Source organism: Desulfarculaceae bacterium (assembly GCA_020444545.1).
GTDB lineage: Bacteria > Desulfobacterota > Desulfarculia > Desulfarculales > Desulfarculaceae > Desulfoferula.
In genome coordinates, this window is record JAHLKT010000001.1 from 748,231 (window position 1) to 762,811 (window position 14,581).

14 protein-coding genes are annotated in these 14,581 nt (G+C 66.9%); 4 read left to right on the plus strand and 10 right to left on the minus strand.

The genetic code is table 11. The annotated features are described in order from the left end of the window. Window positions 1–490: 490 nt before the first annotated feature. Both ald and KQH53_03515 read right to left on the minus strand, forming a co-directional pair. Window positions 491–1,594, minus strand: a complete 1,104-nt coding sequence (gene ald / locus KQH53_03510; protein MCB2225722.1) for an alanine dehydrogenase — start codon at window positions 1,592–1,594, stop codon at window positions 491–493. A gap of 338 nt (window positions 1,595–1,932) precedes the next feature. Beyond that, entirely contained in the window at window positions 1,933–2,622 is a 690-nt protein-coding gene (locus KQH53_03515; GenBank protein ID MCB2225723.1) for a response regulator, read from the minus strand. A gap of 131 nt (window positions 2,623–2,753) precedes the next feature. Between KQH53_03515 and KQH53_03520 the strand changes: the two genes are divergently transcribed. Both KQH53_03520 and KQH53_03525 read left to right on the plus strand, forming a co-directional pair. Beyond that, window positions 2,754–3,521, plus strand: coding sequence for a hypothetical protein (locus KQH53_03520; GenBank protein MCB2225724.1), 768 nt, complete (start codon window positions 2,754–2,756; stop codon window positions 3,519–3,521). A 299-nt stretch (window positions 3,522–3,820) separates the two neighbouring features. Then, window positions 3,821–4,600: a hypothetical protein gene (locus KQH53_03525; protein MCB2225725.1), complete on the plus strand. Its 780-nt coding sequence runs from the start codon at window positions 3,821–3,823 to the stop codon at window positions 4,598–4,600. Between the two features lie 104 nt (window positions 4,601–4,704). On the opposite strand, the gene tatA is transcribed toward KQH53_03525, so the two are convergent. Genes tatA through amrS form a run of 5 tightly spaced genes read right to left on the minus strand, consistent with a single transcriptional unit; the run spans window position 4,705 to window position 7,891 of the window. Further along, window positions 4,705–4,917, minus strand: coding sequence for a twin-arginine translocase TatA/TatE family subunit (gene tatA / locus KQH53_03530; protein ID MCB2225726.1), 213 nt, complete (start codon window positions 4,915–4,917; stop codon window positions 4,705–4,707). Window positions 4,918–4,954: 37 nt separating this feature from the next. Next, a complete protein-coding gene (locus KQH53_03535) occupies window positions 4,955–5,329 on the minus strand; it encodes a hypothetical protein (protein ID MCB2225727.1) in 375 nt (124 codons plus the stop codon). A gap of 59 nt (window positions 5,330–5,388) precedes the next feature. Beyond that, window positions 5,389–6,102 (minus strand): orotidine-5'-phosphate decarboxylase, encoded by a 714-nt coding sequence (gene pyrF, locus KQH53_03540; protein ID MCB2225728.1) that lies wholly within the window; start codon window positions 6,100–6,102, stop codon window positions 5,389–5,391. Continuing rightward, window positions 6,099–6,845 (minus strand): DNA repair protein RadC, encoded by a 747-nt coding sequence (gene radC, locus KQH53_03545; GenBank protein ID MCB2225729.1) that lies wholly within the window; start codon window positions 6,843–6,845, stop codon window positions 6,099–6,101. Before radC ends, pyrF begins: the two co-directional genes overlap by 4 nt. Further along, complete coding sequence (gene amrS, locus KQH53_03550) at window positions 6,842–7,891, minus strand: AmmeMemoRadiSam system radical SAM enzyme (GenBank protein MCB2225730.1); 1,050 nt, start codon at window positions 7,889–7,891, stop codon at window positions 6,842–6,844. Before amrS ends, radC begins: the two co-directional genes overlap by 4 nt. 166 nt (window positions 7,892–8,057) lie before the next feature. On the opposite strand from amrS, the gene KQH53_03555 reads away from it, so the two are divergent. Further along, window positions 8,058–8,942: a hypothetical protein gene (locus KQH53_03555; GenBank protein ID MCB2225731.1), complete on the plus strand. Its 885-nt coding sequence runs from the start codon at window positions 8,058–8,060 to the stop codon at window positions 8,940–8,942. An 82-nt stretch (window positions 8,943–9,024) separates the two neighbouring features. Here KQH53_03555 and era read toward each other — a convergent pair whose 3' ends face one another. Next, window positions 9,025–9,909 carry a GTPase Era gene (era, locus tag KQH53_03560; protein ID MCB2225732.1) on the minus strand — a complete coding sequence of 295 codons (885 nt, stop codon included), beginning with the start codon at window positions 9,907–9,909 and terminating at the stop codon, window positions 9,025–9,027. 159 nt (window positions 9,910–10,068) lie between these two features. On the opposite strand from era, the gene KQH53_03565 reads away from it, so the two are divergent. After that, entirely contained in the window at window positions 10,069–11,676 is a 1,608-nt protein-coding gene (locus KQH53_03565; GenBank protein MCB2225733.1) for a hypothetical protein, read from the plus strand. 790 nt (window positions 11,677–12,466) lie between these two features. On the opposite strand, the gene KQH53_03570 is transcribed toward KQH53_03565, so the two are convergent. Together KQH53_03570 and KQH53_03575 are read right to left on the minus strand one after the other, a co-directional pair. Beyond that, window positions 12,467–13,489, minus strand: coding sequence for a methyltransferase domain-containing protein (locus KQH53_03570; protein MCB2225734.1), 1,023 nt, complete (start codon window positions 13,487–13,489; stop codon window positions 12,467–12,469). A 76-nt stretch (window positions 13,490–13,565) separates the two neighbouring features. Then, the gene (locus KQH53_03575) at window positions 13,566–14,555 is read right to left on the minus strand and encodes an aminotransferase class IV (GenBank protein MCB2225735.1); all 990 of its coding nucleotides are present in this window, start codon (window positions 14,553–14,555) and stop codon (window positions 13,566–13,568) included. Between the last annotated feature and the right edge of the window lie 26 nt (window positions 14,556–14,581).

Consider the following 14,581-nt stretch of genomic DNA (forward strand, 5'->3'; position numbering starts at 1 on the left):
AAAACCTGACTTTGTAAAAGTTGGACCCGGTGCGACGTATAAGTCTTGCCCATTCTGTCTAAGGCCCCCCCCCGTGGTCAATCGCGGTATGCCCCTGGTAGGGCCCGGCACGGCCCACACTTGGCCACATACAACAAACCTTTGTTTTCACTGTTTATCCCACGCCGCCCCTCCATAGAGCGCATGATAATCGCCCTCCGGGGCCTGCTGGGCTAAACCCCGCCGCTGCCTAGGTTTCTCACAAATGTCACAATTGTGCGATTTTTAGGCCACATTTCCGATCTTCAATTTACTCTGTTTTTTGGCGTTTTTCATCTTTTTTCGCCTTTTTTTGCCCGGCAAAACTCAGCAACGGGTTTTCACTGGCAAATTACCCCAAGCCCTAGGCGGGGCCCAGGGAGATGCCTCGCAAAAAAACGCCCGCCCGCCGGGTCCGTCCCGGGAGGCGGGGGTTCGGCTGTTAGAAAGACTGATGAAGCAGGCTCATTTTTTAGAGCGCCTGGCTCAGGAGCGCAGCCTTGAGCCCCAAGGACTCGGCCACCGCCGGATGCACGATCTCCCCGCCGGCCACATTCACCCCCAGGGCCAGGGCCGGGTCCTCTCGGGCGGCGGCCAGGCCGCGCCCGGCCAGCTTGAGGGCGTAGCCCAAGGTGGCGTTGGTCAGGGCGAAAGTGGAGGTGCGGGCCACCGCGCCGGGGATGTTGGCCACCCCGTAGTGAATCACCCCGTGCACCGTGTACACCGGGTCCGCGTGGCTGGTGGGGCGCATGGTGGCCACGCAGCCGCCCTGGTCGATGGCCACGTCCACGATCACCGAGCCCTCGGGCATCTCACTAACCATCTCCTCGCTCACCAGCATGGGGGCCTTGGCCCCGGGCACCAGCACCGCCCCGATCACCAGATCGGCCCGGCGCACCAGCTCGCCCACGGTGTCGGGCAGGGAGATCAGGGTGGTGATGCGCCCGCCGTAGAGGTCGTCCAGATAGGCCAGGCGGGTGAAGGAGCGGTTTATCACCGTCACCTTGGCCCCCAGGCCCAGGGCCATCTTGAGCGCGGCGTGGCCCACCACCCCGGCCCCCAGAATCACCACCCTGCCCTGGCTCACCCCGGGCACCCCGCCCAGGAGCACCCCGCGCCCGCCCTGGGGCTTTTCCAGCCAGTGGGCCCCGGCCTGCACAGCCATGCGCCCGGCCACCTCGCTCATGGGGGTCAAGAGCGGCAGGCTGCCGTCGGCCAGCTGGATCGTCTCGTAGGCCACGGCGCTCACCCGGTCCTGGGCCAGGCGCCGGGTCAGCTCGGGCTGGGCGGCCAGGTGCAGATAGGTGTAGAGCAACAGCCCGGGCCGGAAATAATCATACTCCGAGGGCAGGGGTTCCTTGACCTTGATCACCATCTCGGCCCCCCAGGCCCCGGCCGCGTCGCTCAGCTCGGCCCCGGCGGCCAGATAGGCCTCGTCCGGGATGCCCGCCCCGGCCCCGGCCCCGGCCTCCACCAACACCCGGTGCCCCGCCGTCACCAGGCGCTGGGCTCCGGCGGGCACCAGGGCCACGCGGTATTCCTCGCTCTTTATCTCCTTGGGCACTCCGATGAGCATGTTCCCTCTTCCGCTTCTCCGGCCCTGGCGGGCCGGGTTTTTCCACCACGTTTTCCACCGCAACCGCCGGGGTTATCCACCGGCCGGCCGCTGCTTTTCCACCGTCACTCCCCCATTATTCCACAAAGCGCCCCGGCTTTTGCGCCCTCTCTCCACCGCGCCTGGGCTGTTTTCCACCGCTTTTCCCCAAGCCATCAACCATTGGCCAACCGCCGCTCAACCAGTTTTCCACCGAGTTTTGCACAAATGGTTTTGCAATTAAAAAACGCACTTACGTAGCTTTTCCACCACAGTGGAAAACTATGCGGCTACCTAAAACTCCCGCCTGGGGCGGGGCCCTATTTGCCGGATTGGTCCAGGTCCAGGATCTCGGTGTCCCCGGGATAGTTCATGGTCTTGAAGCGGGTGAGGTTGACCAGGCGGTGCACGATGTCGCCCAGGCGCTGGGACTGCTCGGCAATGACCCGGCAGTAGTGGGCCGAGCGTTCGGGGTCCGAGCTTTTTTGCAGCAGTTGGGCCGTGGCCAGCAGGGCGGTGAGCGGCTGGTTTATCTGGTGGGCGGCGGCCCCGGCGGTGGCCAGGGCGGCCTCCAGCTTGCCGCGCTCCCGCTGGCTGGCCTCCAGGCGGCGCTTCAGGAGCACGGCGGCCACGCGGTGGGCCAATATCTCGGCGTCCACCGGCTTGCTCAGGTAGTCGTCCGCCCCTTGCCGGAGCGCCTCCACCGCGCTGTCCAGGGAGCCGTGGCTGGTGATGATGATGAAGGGCACCTCTGGCTTGAGGCGCCGGGTCTCGGCCAACACCTCCAGACCGTCCATGCCCGGCATCATCAGGTCGCAGAGCACCAGGTCCACCGCCTCCCGGGCCAGGAGCTCCAAAAGCTGCATCCCGCTGGCGGCGCTCAGGCTGGTGTGGCCCAGGCCGGCCAGCACATGCTCCAGATGGGCGCGGGCCGTGGCCGAATCGTCGGCCACCAGAATCCGCAGGGGCCCTATTTCGTCTCTGCCCCCCAGAGTGCTCGCCAATGTCATGATCCCTCCTCGCCGCGGACCGGCGGCTCCCATCTTAGCAAATCATCCCCCGTGGGGGCTAGCCGCCCTTGTTGCCCCGGAGCGGGGCCGATGCTAGGCTGAGTGGGTGGTCCCAAGGGCTGGAGGAAAGCTTGCTGGATCTGCACACCCATGTTTTGCCCGGCCTGGACGACGGGGCCAAGGACTGGGATGAGGCCCTGGCCATGTGCCGCCTGGCCGTGGCCGACGGCGTGCGCCTCATCGCCGCCACCCCCCACTGGTATCCCGCCCAAAACCCGCCGGAACGCTCCGAAGTGCTGGCCAAGCTGGAGCGCCTCCAGGGCATGGTGGCCGCCGAGGGCCTGGAGCTGAAGCTGGTGCCCGGGGCCGAGGTGGCCCTGGACGCGGAGCTGGGCGAGATGGCCCGCCAGGGGCTCTTGCCCACCCTGGGCTCGGGCCGGGCCCTGCTGTTGGAGTGCCCGCCCCATACCAGCCCGCGCATTCTGCCCGAGTTGGTCTACTCCCTGCGCCTGGCCGGGCTCCGGCCGGTCCTGGCCCATCCGGAGCGCACCTGGTCCGGGACCAAGGACTGGGACTGGCTGGCCGGGCTGGTGGAGCAGGGCTGCCTGGTGCAGCTCACCGGCTCCAGCCTCACCGGCGACATGGGCTCCGCGCCCAAGGCGGCGGCCCAGGAGCTGGTGGCGCGCGGCCTGGCCGGCCTGGTGGCCAGCGACGCCCACTCGGCCGACTGGCGGCCGCCCACCCTGTCCGCCGCCGCCGCCGAGCTGGCCCGCCTGGCCGGGGACGAGGCCGCCCGGGTGCTCACCGTGGAGGCCCCCGCCGCCCTGCTCTCCGGGGCGGAGCCCCCACCGCCCCCCCTGCCCAAGCCCCGGCGCAACTTCTTCTTCTGGCGAAGATAAGCCCCCTCCGCCCCGGGGCGCTGATTTCATTTCCGGTTTGACTCATCAAACCCGCCGGGGCTAGGATTCACTGAAACTAGGCGGGGGCGGCATTCGCCGGGTTTTGGTCCATGCGCCGCCTTGGCCTTCAAACACCGTCTCGGATTTCCGACCGGCCGCGTTGCCCCGCTTCCCATGTACCGCCATGCGCCCAACCCGGAGGGAGCGGCCAGCACCGGGCTACCGCGTTCAGCTTCGCCATCTTGCATCCCCCCACCTTCGCGCTTGCCGCCGGTCTTTGCCAAAAAGTGGGGATCATTATGAAGCGAGGAAGAATCGGCGCCCTGGCCGCCGCGGTGTTGCTGGCCGCGGCCCTGCTGGCCCTCTCTGCCCAGCCCGCCTCCGCCCTGGAATGGATGGTGCGTTACATCGACCAGGAATGGCAGGGCGCCAAGCTGAACCTCAAACAGGGATACGATGCGCTGACCCACAAGATCAACCAGCGCGAGCACAGGGCCGTGGCGCGGGTGAACCAGACCATTACCGAGCTGCAAGAGAAATACAAGGGCCGGGGCGATGTGCTGCGGCGGCGGGTGGCGATGTTGGAGCAGGAAAAGGCCTACCTGGCAGCGTTCTGGAATAAATACCGGCAGCGGGCCAAGCAAAACTATTACAACGAGCGCAAGCGGGTGGACAGCTTCTACCGCACCTGGCGCAAGGAGTGGTCACCCGGCGGGGCCAAGGACCTGGCCTGGCGGCAGGACACCAAGCGCAGCAGCACCAAGACGATCGATTGGTGCATCAAGTGCAAGCAAAGCACCCCCGCCAGCTTCCGGGTGCAGGTCCCCTCCTGGGCCAAAACCGCCACCCTGGGCATAGCACACGGCTACGACGACACCGGCGACCGCTGCGTCGACTTCACCGCCTCCTGCGGCCAGGGCGCCATCCGGCGCAAGCACTGCTCCACCGGATGGGAGCATTACAAGCTTCAGTGCCGGGGCGGGGGCGTCTTCACCCTTAACCTGCAAGACGGCGACACCAAACCCGGCGGGGAACACCCCGGCAACGGGGGTGAGTGGAAGGTCAGCTTCAGTAATTAGGCGCGGATAAGGCCCCGCCGCCCGGTTGCCGGACGCAAAAAAGGCCGCCGCGCCGTGTTCAGCGCGGCGGCCTGCCTAAATTGTCTGTGGGGCCCGGAGGTGGCTTACTGCTTGTCCCCGGCGGGCTTGTCCTCGATGGCCTCGGACTTGGCCGAATTCAACTCTTGTTCCTTCTCCTCGTCCTTGACCCCGCCCTTGAAGTTCTTGATGGCCTTGCCAAGGTTGCCCCCGATCATGGGCAGCTTGCCGGCGCCGAAGATCAACAGAACGATGACCAGAATGATGAGAAGTTCGGGAATGCCGATCCCGCCGATCATAACCTTACCCTCCCCCGTGGCGGGCCCCCGTGGGGCCTCACTCCAGGTGTTCCTCCATGAGCCTCAGGAAGGCTGGCGAGCTCCGAAAGGCCTCGCCGGCCCGCATGTGGGCCAGCCAGGCGCGCCAGGCCTCGCCCCACTCGTCGGTGTGCCAGAAGGCTTCCGGCTCTTCGCCCTTTTCCCAGCGGCGAAAGGCCTCGTATTCCTCTTGGCAAACCTCGCAGAAGGGATAGGGGGCGTCCACGGGCGGCGGAGCGGTGTATTCCACGGCCAGGCCGCAGTGGGCGCAGCGCCGGGGGCACATGCCGCAACTGAGCGAACTGGCCACCGCCTGGGCCCGCCTGCGGGCGCGCCCTTCGGCGATACGGCGGTCCTTGCTCTTGCGCCTTTTCAGGTCAATGACCTCGGCCACGCCAAACCCCTTAAGCTTCTGCGAATGCGACTAAACTCTACCAGCGCCCCAAAGGCCAGTCAAGCAAGCCCCCGTGCGCTCAGGCCATCGGAGATGCCGGCCACCATCTGCCGCGCCGCGGCCACCGGATCATCCGCCGCGCGGATGGGCCGGCCCACCACGATGTGGCTGGCCCCGGCGGCAATGGCCTTTTCGGGCGTCATCACCCGCTTTTGGTCGTCGGCCGAGCCGCTGGCCAGGCGGATGCCCGGGCACACCACCAGGGCCTGTTCGCCCAATAGCTCGCGCACCGGCATGGCCTCCTGCCCGGAGCACACCACCCCGGCGCATCCGGCGCGCAGGGCCAGGCGGGCCCGGTGCAACACCAGCGCGGCCGGGTCGGTCAGCTCGGCCGGGTAACCCATGCTCATCAGCTCGCCCCGCCCCAGGCTGGTGAGCACCGTCACCCCCAAAAGCTGGGCCCCGCCCAGGTCCATGTCCGTGAAGATCTTCTCCTGGTCCGCGTGGCAGGTGAGCATGTCCACCCCCAACGCGGCCGCGGCCCGCGCCGCCGCCCGCATGGTGGCCGGGATGTCGTGCAGCTTCAGGTCCAAAAACACCGCCCGCGCCCCGGCCGCCCGCACCCGGGCGATCACCTTGGGCCCGGCGGAAACGAACAGCTCCAGGCCCACCTTGAACACCCCCACCTCGGAGGCCAAAAGGCGCACCAAGTCCTCGGCCTCGTCGGCGCTGTCCACGTCCAGGGCGAATATCAGTCGGTCGCGGGGGGTCATGGGCCCATCTCCTCCAGATGCATTGCGTCGTATTCCCGGGCCAGGGGAACCAGCTCCCCCTGGGCCCGGAAACTATAGACCGAATCGCCTCCCACCACCAGATGGTCGGTGAGTTCCAGTCCCACCCCCCTGAGCGCGAAGTAGAGCTGGCGGGTGAGCGCCCGGTCCTCCCGGCTGGGGGTGGGGTCGCCGCCGGGGTGGTTGTGGGCGGCCACCACCGCCGCCGCCCCGGCGGCCAGGGCCCGCGCGGCCACCTCGCGGGGATAGACCACCGCCTGGTTGATGGTGCCCGCGAACAGCTCCTCGTTGGCCAGCACCCGGTGCCGCGAATCCAGCAAGAGCACCCGGAACACCTCCTGCTTGAGCGGCCCCATGCTCAGGCGCAGATACTCCGCCGCCTGGGCCGGGTCGGCCAGGGAGCCCCCGGTCATGAGCTTGTCTTCCAGATAGCGCCGGGCCACGGCCGGGACCAGCTTGAGCCCCAGGATGTTCTTGGGGCCGATGCCCTTTATCTTGGCCAGCTCGGCCGGTGGGGCCTCCAAGACCGCCCGCAGGCTGCCCAGGGCCTTTAGCAGCGCCCTCGCCTGCTGCTTGCAGTCGCGGCGCGGGGTGGCCAGGGTCAAGAGAAGCTCCAGGGCCTCCTCGTCGGTGAACTTGGTCAGGCCGTGGGCCAGAAACTTTTCGCGCAAGCGGGCGCGGTGGCCTTCGGCGGGGTTCTTGGCCGCGCCCTGGGCCGGGCTCACGGGGTCCAGACTCCGGCGATGGGCTTGGCGCAGTCCGGGCACAGGCCGGTCTTCATCACCTGGTCGCTCACGCTGTAGCCCCGGCGGGGGATTATCTTGGAGCCGCAGCCCGGGCACTTGGTGCTCTCGCCGTCGTGGCCGAACACGTTGCCCGGATACACGTAGCTCAGCCCCGCCTCCAGGCCTATGCCCATGGCCATCTCCAGGGTCTTCACCGGGGTGCGCCCCGGCCCCCGCTCCTCCTCGGCGTACTTGTAGCGCGGGGTGTAGGCGCTGAGGTGCCAGGGCACCTCGGTGCTCAGCTCCTTGGCAATGAAGCGGGCCAGCTTCTTAAGCTCCTCGGGCGCGTCGTTCTTGCCGGGGATGAGTAGCGTGGTCACTTCCAGCCAGATGCCCGCCTGGTGCATGCGCTTCAGGGTTTCGAGGACCGGGCTCAAATGGGCCTTGCACTCGCGCAGGTAGAAGCTGTGGTTCATGGCCTTCAGGTCCACGTTGGCCGCGTCCAAAAGGCCCTGGCAGGCCTCCACGCAGCCCTCGGACTCGAAGCCGTTGGTCACGAAGACGTTCTTAATGCCCTCGGCGTGGGCCAGCTTCATGCACTCGTAAGCGTATTCGAAATACACCGTGGGCTCGGTGTAGGTGTAGGCGATGGAGGCGCAGCCGGAGCGCTTGGCCGCGGCCACGATCTGCTCCGGGGGCACCTCGGTCCCGTCCGGCCCGCCGCCGGGAATCTTGCCCCCGGTCTCGCGGGTGTATTGGCTTATGTCCCAGTTCTGGCAAAAGCCGCACTGGAAGTTGCAGCCGATGGTGGCGATGGAGTAGCTGGTGGAGCCCGGCAAAAAGTGGAACAGCGGCTTTTTCTCGATGGGGTCCACGTTGCCCGCGATGGGCTTGCCGTAGACCAGGCTGTAGAGGGTGCCCCCCTGGTTTTGCCGCACCCGGCAGATGCCCCGCTTGCCGTCCTCGATGAGGCATTTGTGGGCGCAGAGGCGGCACCTCACTTCCTTGTTCTTGCGCAACTTCTCGTAGAGCATCGCCTCGTGCATGGCGGCCTCCTCCCCTTTGGGGCCAGATTAGCACAAGCCGCCGCCCCACGCGCCACCCCCGAGGCCAAGGGGCCAATTTTCTTGTTTCCCGCCGCCCCAGGCCTTAGAATCTCGCACATACACGTGGTCCGCATGACCTAGAGCGATTTACCGGGAGTTGAACCACATGAGCCCCTCCAGAGTCCTTCGTCTGTTGCTTTGCACGGCACTGGTCCTGACCCTGCCACTGGCGGCCATGGCCGGGGACAACCCCTTCCGCCCCTCCCCGCCTTTCAAGACCGCGATCATCAAATACGCCTACAGCGGCAACCAGAGCGGCGAGGCCACCACCTACTTCAAGGGCGACACCCGGGCGGAGTACAAGCACCTGACCACCAAGGTGCTGGGCTTCGGCAGCGAGGACAACCAGATCATCATCACCTCGCCCAAGCGGATGACCACCATCGACCTCAAGAAGAACGAGGCCTTTTACACCGGCAACTACATGACCTACATGGCCGAGGAGTACGACAAGCTCAGCCCGGCCGAGAAAAAGCAGGTCAAAAAGAACGCCGAGGCCATGGGCAAGAACTTCATGGCCATGATGGGCGGCAAGCCCCAGGTGAGCCAGGGCAAGTTCATGGGCAAGCCGGTGGACATCGTCAGCGCCGCCGGCATGACCTCCTACACCTGGCGGGGCAAGAACGTGGTGCTCAAGCAAAAGGGCAGCATCATGGGGGTGGAGATGAACATGACCGCCACCCAGATCTCGGTGGGCGTGCCGGTGCCTTCCAGCAAGCTCAAGCCCCCGGCGGGCATTACCCCGCAGTTCAACGCCGAGGCGGACCAGAAGCAGCGCGAGATGGCCCACAACATCATGAACATGCTCAAGGACCCCAACGCGGCTAATAAGCAGAACCAAGCCATGCAGGACGCCCAGCGCCAGGCGGCCCAGGCCCAGGCCGAGGCCAAGACCCGGCAGCAACAGCAGGGCCAGCAGCAAGGCCAGGAGCAACAAGGCGACGCGGTGCAGCAGGGCCTGGACGCGGTGAAGAAGATCTTCAAGTGGTAGGCGGCTGAAACCAGCCCAGAACGTAAAAACAGTCAGGCCGCGGGTTGGTTCCCGCGGCCTGTTCTTTTTGGCGTGGCTGGGTTTAGTAACCCATTTTTGACAAGCCTTGCTCTCTGCGAGACCATTTCGGCTCGACGCGCACCAGCAGGTCCAAAAACACCTGCTGCCCGACCAGCTTCTCCAGGTCCTGGCGGGCCTGGGTGCCGATCTTCTTGATCATGGCCCCGCCCTTGCCGATGATGATGCCCTTGTGGCCGGAGCGCTCCACGTGGATGGTGGCGGTGATGGCCACCGGGTGCTCCTCGTCGGGCGGCTCCAAATACTGGTCCACGGTGACGGCCACCCCGTAGGGCACCTCCTGGGAGGTGAGGCGGAAGACCTTTTCCCGGATCAGCTCGGCGGCCAAAAACCTGAGGGGCAGGTCGGTGATGGTGTCCTCGGGGAACAGGGGCGGCCCCTCGGGCAGGCAGGCGGCCAGCTCCTTGACCAGCGCGTCCACCCCGTCGCCCTTGAGCCCGCTCAGGGGCACCACCGCCTTCCACTCGCCCCAGGCGGAGGCCAGGGCCAACAGGGGCAACAGCGCCTGCTTCTTGGGCACCAGGTCGATCTTGTTCAGGGCCAGCACCACCGGGGTCTTCAGCGCGGCCAGGCGGGGGGCCAGCTTGGCCGCCTCCTCCATGCCCTTGCTGCTCACCTCGGCCATGAACAGCACCGCGTCCACCTCGGCCAGGGCCTCCCAGGCGGTGGCCACCATGCGCCGGTTCAGGGCAGTCTTGGCCGCGTGGATGCCCGGCGTGTCCAAAAACACGATCTGGGCCCCTTCCAGGTTGTGCACCCCCAGCAGGCGGTGCCGGGTGGTCTGGGGCTTGTCGCTGGTGATGGCCAGCTTGAAGCCCAGGGCCTGGTTCAAAAAGGTGCTCTTGCCCACGTTGGGCGCGCCGATTATGGCCACAAAGCCTGCGTGCATCTCATTCCAATCGCTCGGGTGATCTCTCGTCCAAGCTTACCGCAGCAACCGCCATATGATAAGAGGCAAGACCCGACTTGTGCCGCCCGGCCCCCGTGCTAACATTTATCTATAAAGCGATCCGCCGGCCCCAACTACCACGCTTCAATGGCGGGCGACATGGCCAATCCGGTTTTCATAGCGGGCGCGGCCCTTACCAAATTCGGCAAGCGCCCCGACTCCCTGGAGCAGATGATGATCCAGGCGGCCTCGGCCGCCCTGGCCCAGGCGGGCCTGGACACGGTGGACGCGGTGTATCTTGGCGTGATGGACCCGGCCGAGTTCACCGGCGACTCCAACCTGGCCGCCATCCTCACCGACCAGCTGGACCTGCCCGGGGTGCCCTCCTCCCGGGTGGAGACCGCCAGCAGCACCGGCGCGGCGGTGCTGGAGACCGCCTTCTACGCCGTGGCCAGCGGCCTGGTCAGCCACGTGCTGGTGGTGGCCGGCGAGAAGATGACCCATCTGCCCACCGCGGCCACCACCCAGATTTTGGCCCGGGTCATCGACCGGGTGGAGCGTTCCTACGGGGCCACCATGCCCGCCCTGGCGGCCATGATCGCGCGGCGCTACGCCTTCAAGCACGGCCTGGACGATGGCGAGCTGGCCGAGGCCCTGGGCGCGGTGGCTCTGAAGAACCACGCCAACGGCGCGCTCAACCCTCTGGCCCAGTTCCAAAAGGCCATTACCCAAGAGGACTACGCGGCCAGCCGCCTGGTGGCCGATCCGTTGCGTCTGTTCGACTGCGCGCCCATCAGCGACGGCGCGGCGGCCATGGTCTTGAGCAGCCGCCCCGCCCTGCTCAACCTGGTGGGGGTGGGCCATGCCACCGACACCCTGGCCGTGGGCCGTAGGGGCAGCCTCACCTCCTTCAACTCCACCAAGCAGGCCGCCTTGAAGGCCTACCGTATGGCCGGCCTGGGGCCGGAGAGCATCGACCTGGCCGAGGTGCACGACGCCTTCACCATTTTCGAGATCATCGGCTGCGAGGACCTGGGCTTTTTCGAGCCCGGCCAGGGCTGGCGCGCGGTCATGGAGGGCGACACCGGCCGCGAGGGCCGCTTGCCGGTGAACGCCTCGGGCGGGCTCAAGGCGCGGGGCCATCCGGTGGGCGCCTCGGGCCTGGCCCAGGTGGTGGAGCTGGCCTGGCAGATGAGCGGGCAGGTGGAGCCGGCGCGCCAGCTGCCCCGGGTGGAGGTGGGCCTGGCCCAGTCCATCGGCGGCCTGGCCAACAACAACCTGGTCACCATCCTGGCCCGCACCGACGCTAAGCGCGCCTGGCAGGTGCCCGAGAAGATCGCCTATAGCCCCGAGCTGTTCCCCAGCCGCCCGCTCCTGCACCAGGAAAGCCTCCAGCCGGGCCGGGGCAGTCTGCTCACCTGGACCACCCTACACACCCCGCCAAAGGGATTCGACGCGCCCCTGGAGCTGGGCTATGTGCAGCTGGGCGACGGCTCGGTGATATTGGCCCACGGCCGCCTGGAGGAGCACCAGCCCAAGGAAGGGGCCACGGTCACGGTGGACGTGGAGGGCGAGCACTTCGTGTACAAGCCCCGCGACACGGCGGCCAAGTACCTCTGGCAGCTGGGCGGCAACCTGGCCCGCTCGGTGGTGGGCTGGTGGTCGGCCATGGAAGACGCCTCCACCAGCGCGGTGCGCGCCGGAAAGGCCGCCCGCCTCAAGGCCGCCCGCAAGAAGCGCCAGAGCGAACCGCCCGAGGAAGACTAGTCTATTTGCGCTAGGTTTTTCTCTGCTGCCCCCGACAGCTCGCTGTCTGGGTGCCGCAGGCACAAGAGGTCCGGCGCACCGTCCCGCCTGCTCCCAGCCGCCTCTTGCAAACAGAGATTGCCGCGTCGCGGCAAGGCCGCTCCTCGCAATGACAACTTTTTGTTTGCGAAATGGTTTTCTCTGCTGCCCCCGACAGCTTGCTGTCGGGGCCGCTCGGCTCCCAGCCGGGCGGCAAGAAATCTTCAGCGCCTATTCTCGGCTTGTGATGAAAAAAAATGTAGGGGCGGGGTTTATCCCCGCCCAAGAGCGCCCCGGACCGGCAACCACCGCCCCGCCTCGCCACCCACCTTTGTCATTGCGAGCGTAGCGAAGCAATCTCTGCCCCACCCCGGCCGCCTCTTATAAATAAAAAGGGCGGGGACCAGCCCCACCCTTGCAAACCCGGCTTCTTCTCTTAATCACAGAAACAGACGGTCATTGCGAGCAGCGGCGGCCCCAGAGGCAGATAAGGAAAGGCCGCCCCTCCCGCCGCTGCGTGGCAATCTTCCCTGGTGCCCGGCATCCCGCAGCATGTCTTTTCCGGGGTGGCCCAGACAGCTCGCTGTCTGGGTGCCGCAGGCACAAGAGGTCCGGCGCACCGTCCCGCCTGCTCCAACCCGCCCTTTGCAAACAGAGATTGCCGCGTCGCGGCAAGGCCGCTCCTCGCAATGACAACCTATGTGTTTGCGAAATGATTTTCTCTGCTGCCGCCTGACAGCTTGCTGTCGGGGCCGCGAAGCGGCGAGCCCCCCTACTTCCGCGCCACGTCGAAGTCCATCTCCCCGGACACCGTCTCCAGGGTGCGCGAGCGCACCGAGCGGAAACCCGCCGCCAGCATAGCCGAGGCGATCTGCCCCTGCGCGAAGTTGACCCCCTCGTCCGAGTTCAGCTGCCAGGCCAGCATGGACAGCACCATCTCTGCGGGCTTGGTGCCCTCGTGGGTGAGGCCCTCCTGCAACACGGCCAGCACCCCGCCGGGGTTCAGGGCCTTAAGCGCCTTGGCCATTAGCTCCTCCAGGCGCTCGCCGCAGAAGTTCAGGGAGGCGCAGGCCCAGATCAGGTCATAGCCATCCCCGATGGGGTCGCTCATGTAGTCGCCGCCCATAAACTCGATGCGCCCGCCCAGGCCATACTCCTCGATGTAGCGGCGGGCCTGCTCCCCCATGGCCGGGCGGTCGAAGACCACCCCGGTCATGCTGGGATGGGCCCCGACCATGGCGATGCAAAGCATGCCCGGCCCGCCGCCCAGGTCCAGCATTTTCTGGAAAGACGCGAACTCGGGCAGCTCCCGGACCAGCCCCAAGACGAACTGGGCCCGTCCCGCCCGGGCCGAGTTGGCCATGCCCTCGGCCATGGCCGACCAGTCGACCTCGCCAGCGGGCCCGGCGCCCTCCGCCGGGGCGGGTGGGCCCTCTTGCAGGCGCTGGGGCAGGCCGGCCAGGCCGTTGGTCACCATGCGGTGTGTGTTGATCAGGTGATCGCCCAGATAGGTGGGCTTGCCGGGCACCAGAAAGCGCGAGGCCTCGGGGCTGTTTTGGAACAGGCCGCCTTGCTTGCGCAGGATGTCGCCGGCGGCCAGGCCGTTCAGCAAGATGCTCGTGGCCCGAGGCTCCCAGCCCAGCCGCTCCGCCAGGGCGGCCGAGCCGCTTGGATTTTCCAGATGAGTGAAAAGGCCCACCTTGATGGCGGCCAGGATTAGCTCGGCCTTTATTGGCGCGAACACCGCGTCGTAAAGGCCGCGCGGGCTCTGTGCGATTGCTTCCAGGTTAACCATGTTGTCCCCCTGCCTGGTGTTGTCGGCTATGGGCGCGATTCGCGCGTCCAGGGGGCAGCTGGCGTCTTGGCTTGGATCAGTCCCACACCGCGAAAGACATCTGGTCATTCTCCGCGATGTCCTTCTTGATCAAGCGCCTGAGCTCCCGGGCCACCGGCCCCACCAGGCCGTTGTTCACCTCGTCGCCGTCCACCCGGGTCACGGGCAATACGTCCAAGGTGGTGCCGAAGAGCATCACCTCCTTGGCCGCGGTAAGCTCCTCCACCTTGATGTCGCAGCGCTCGATGCCCTTTAATTCGCCCGCCTCCACCAACCCCGTGGCCAGCTCGGCCGCGCGCTTGACCGTGGTGCCCTCCAGGATGTGCGTGGCCGGGGGCAGGCAGAGCACGTCGTCCTGGTCCACCAGGCCGAAGTTCTCGGTGGAGCCCTCGGCCAGATAGCCCTCCGGGTCCAGGCAAACCGCGAAGTCCCAACCCCGGGTGATGGCCTCGCGTTTCAAGAGCACGTTGGGCAGATAGTTGCAGGATTTCACCCCCGCGAAAAAGCCGCTCTTGGCCGGCACCGAGCTCACCCCCAGGTTCACCCCCTGCTCATAGGCCCCCTCGGGCAGCGGATGGGCCCGGCTGACCATGAGGTAGAGCCCCGGGTTGGGGCACTCGAAGGGGTTGGTGGTGAAGCCGCCCGGCCCGCGCGAGAGGAAGATCCGGAGCATGCAGTCGCGCTGCCCCCCGGCCATGACCACCGCCCGGGCCAGCCCGGCCAGCTCGCGGCGGCCCAGCGGCGGTTGCAGGTGGATGGCCGCGGCCGAACCCTCCAGGCGCTCCAAATGGCGCTCCAAAAGGTAGATGCGCCCGTTCACGCACTTGGTGGCCTCGAAAACCCCGTCGCCCCGGTGCACCAGGTGGTCGTCGATGGGCACGCTCATCAGCCAGGGGTCGGTTACGATGCCGCCCAGCCAGTTGGAGTACATGGCCAGGTAATCCGCCGCCCAGGGGCGCGGCAACGCCTTGAGGCGCTCCATGGCCTGAATATCATTCAGCTTCGGTGGGATGTGCTCTTTGCTCATGAAACCGACTCTACACCGTTGGGCCT

Excerpts from the sequence above, each read along its gene's own strand:
- ald (MCB2225722.1), bottom strand. The coding sequence starts at position 1,594 with ATGCTCATCGGAGTGCCCAAGGAGATAAAGAGCGAGGAATACCGCGTG.
- KQH53_03515 (MCB2225723.1), bottom strand. The coding sequence starts at position 2,622 with ATGACATTGGCGAGCACTCTGGGGGGCAGAGACGAAATAGGGCCCCTG.
- KQH53_03525 (MCB2225725.1), top strand. The coding sequence starts at position 3,821 with ATGAAGCGAGGAAGAATCGGCGCCCTGGCCGCCGCGGTGTTGCTGGCC.
- tatA (MCB2225726.1), bottom strand. The coding sequence starts at position 4,917 with ATGATCGGCGGGATCGGCATTCCCGAACTTCTCATCATTCTGGTCATC.
- pyrF (MCB2225728.1), bottom strand. The coding sequence starts at position 6,102 with ATGACCCCCCGCGACCGACTGATATTCGCCCTGGACGTGGACAGCGCC.
- amrS (MCB2225730.1), bottom strand. The coding sequence starts at position 7,891 with ATGCACGAGGCGATGCTCTACGAGAAGTTGCGCAAGAACAAGGAAGTG.
- KQH53_03555 (MCB2225731.1), top strand. The coding sequence starts at position 8,058 with ATGAGCCCCTCCAGAGTCCTTCGTCTGTTGCTTTGCACGGCACTGGTC.
- era (MCB2225732.1), bottom strand. The coding sequence starts at position 9,909 with ATGCACGCAGGCTTTGTGGCCATAATCGGCGCGCCCAACGTGGGCAAG.
- KQH53_03565 (MCB2225733.1), top strand. The coding sequence starts at position 10,069 with ATGGCCAATCCGGTTTTCATAGCGGGCGCGGCCCTTACCAAATTCGGC.
- KQH53_03570 (MCB2225734.1), bottom strand. The coding sequence starts at position 13,489 with ATGGTTAACCTGGAAGCAATCGCACAGAGCCCGCGCGGCCTTTACGAC.
- KQH53_03575 (MCB2225735.1), bottom strand. The coding sequence starts at position 14,555 with ATGAGCAAAGAGCACATCCCACCGAAGCTGAATGATATTCAGGCCATG.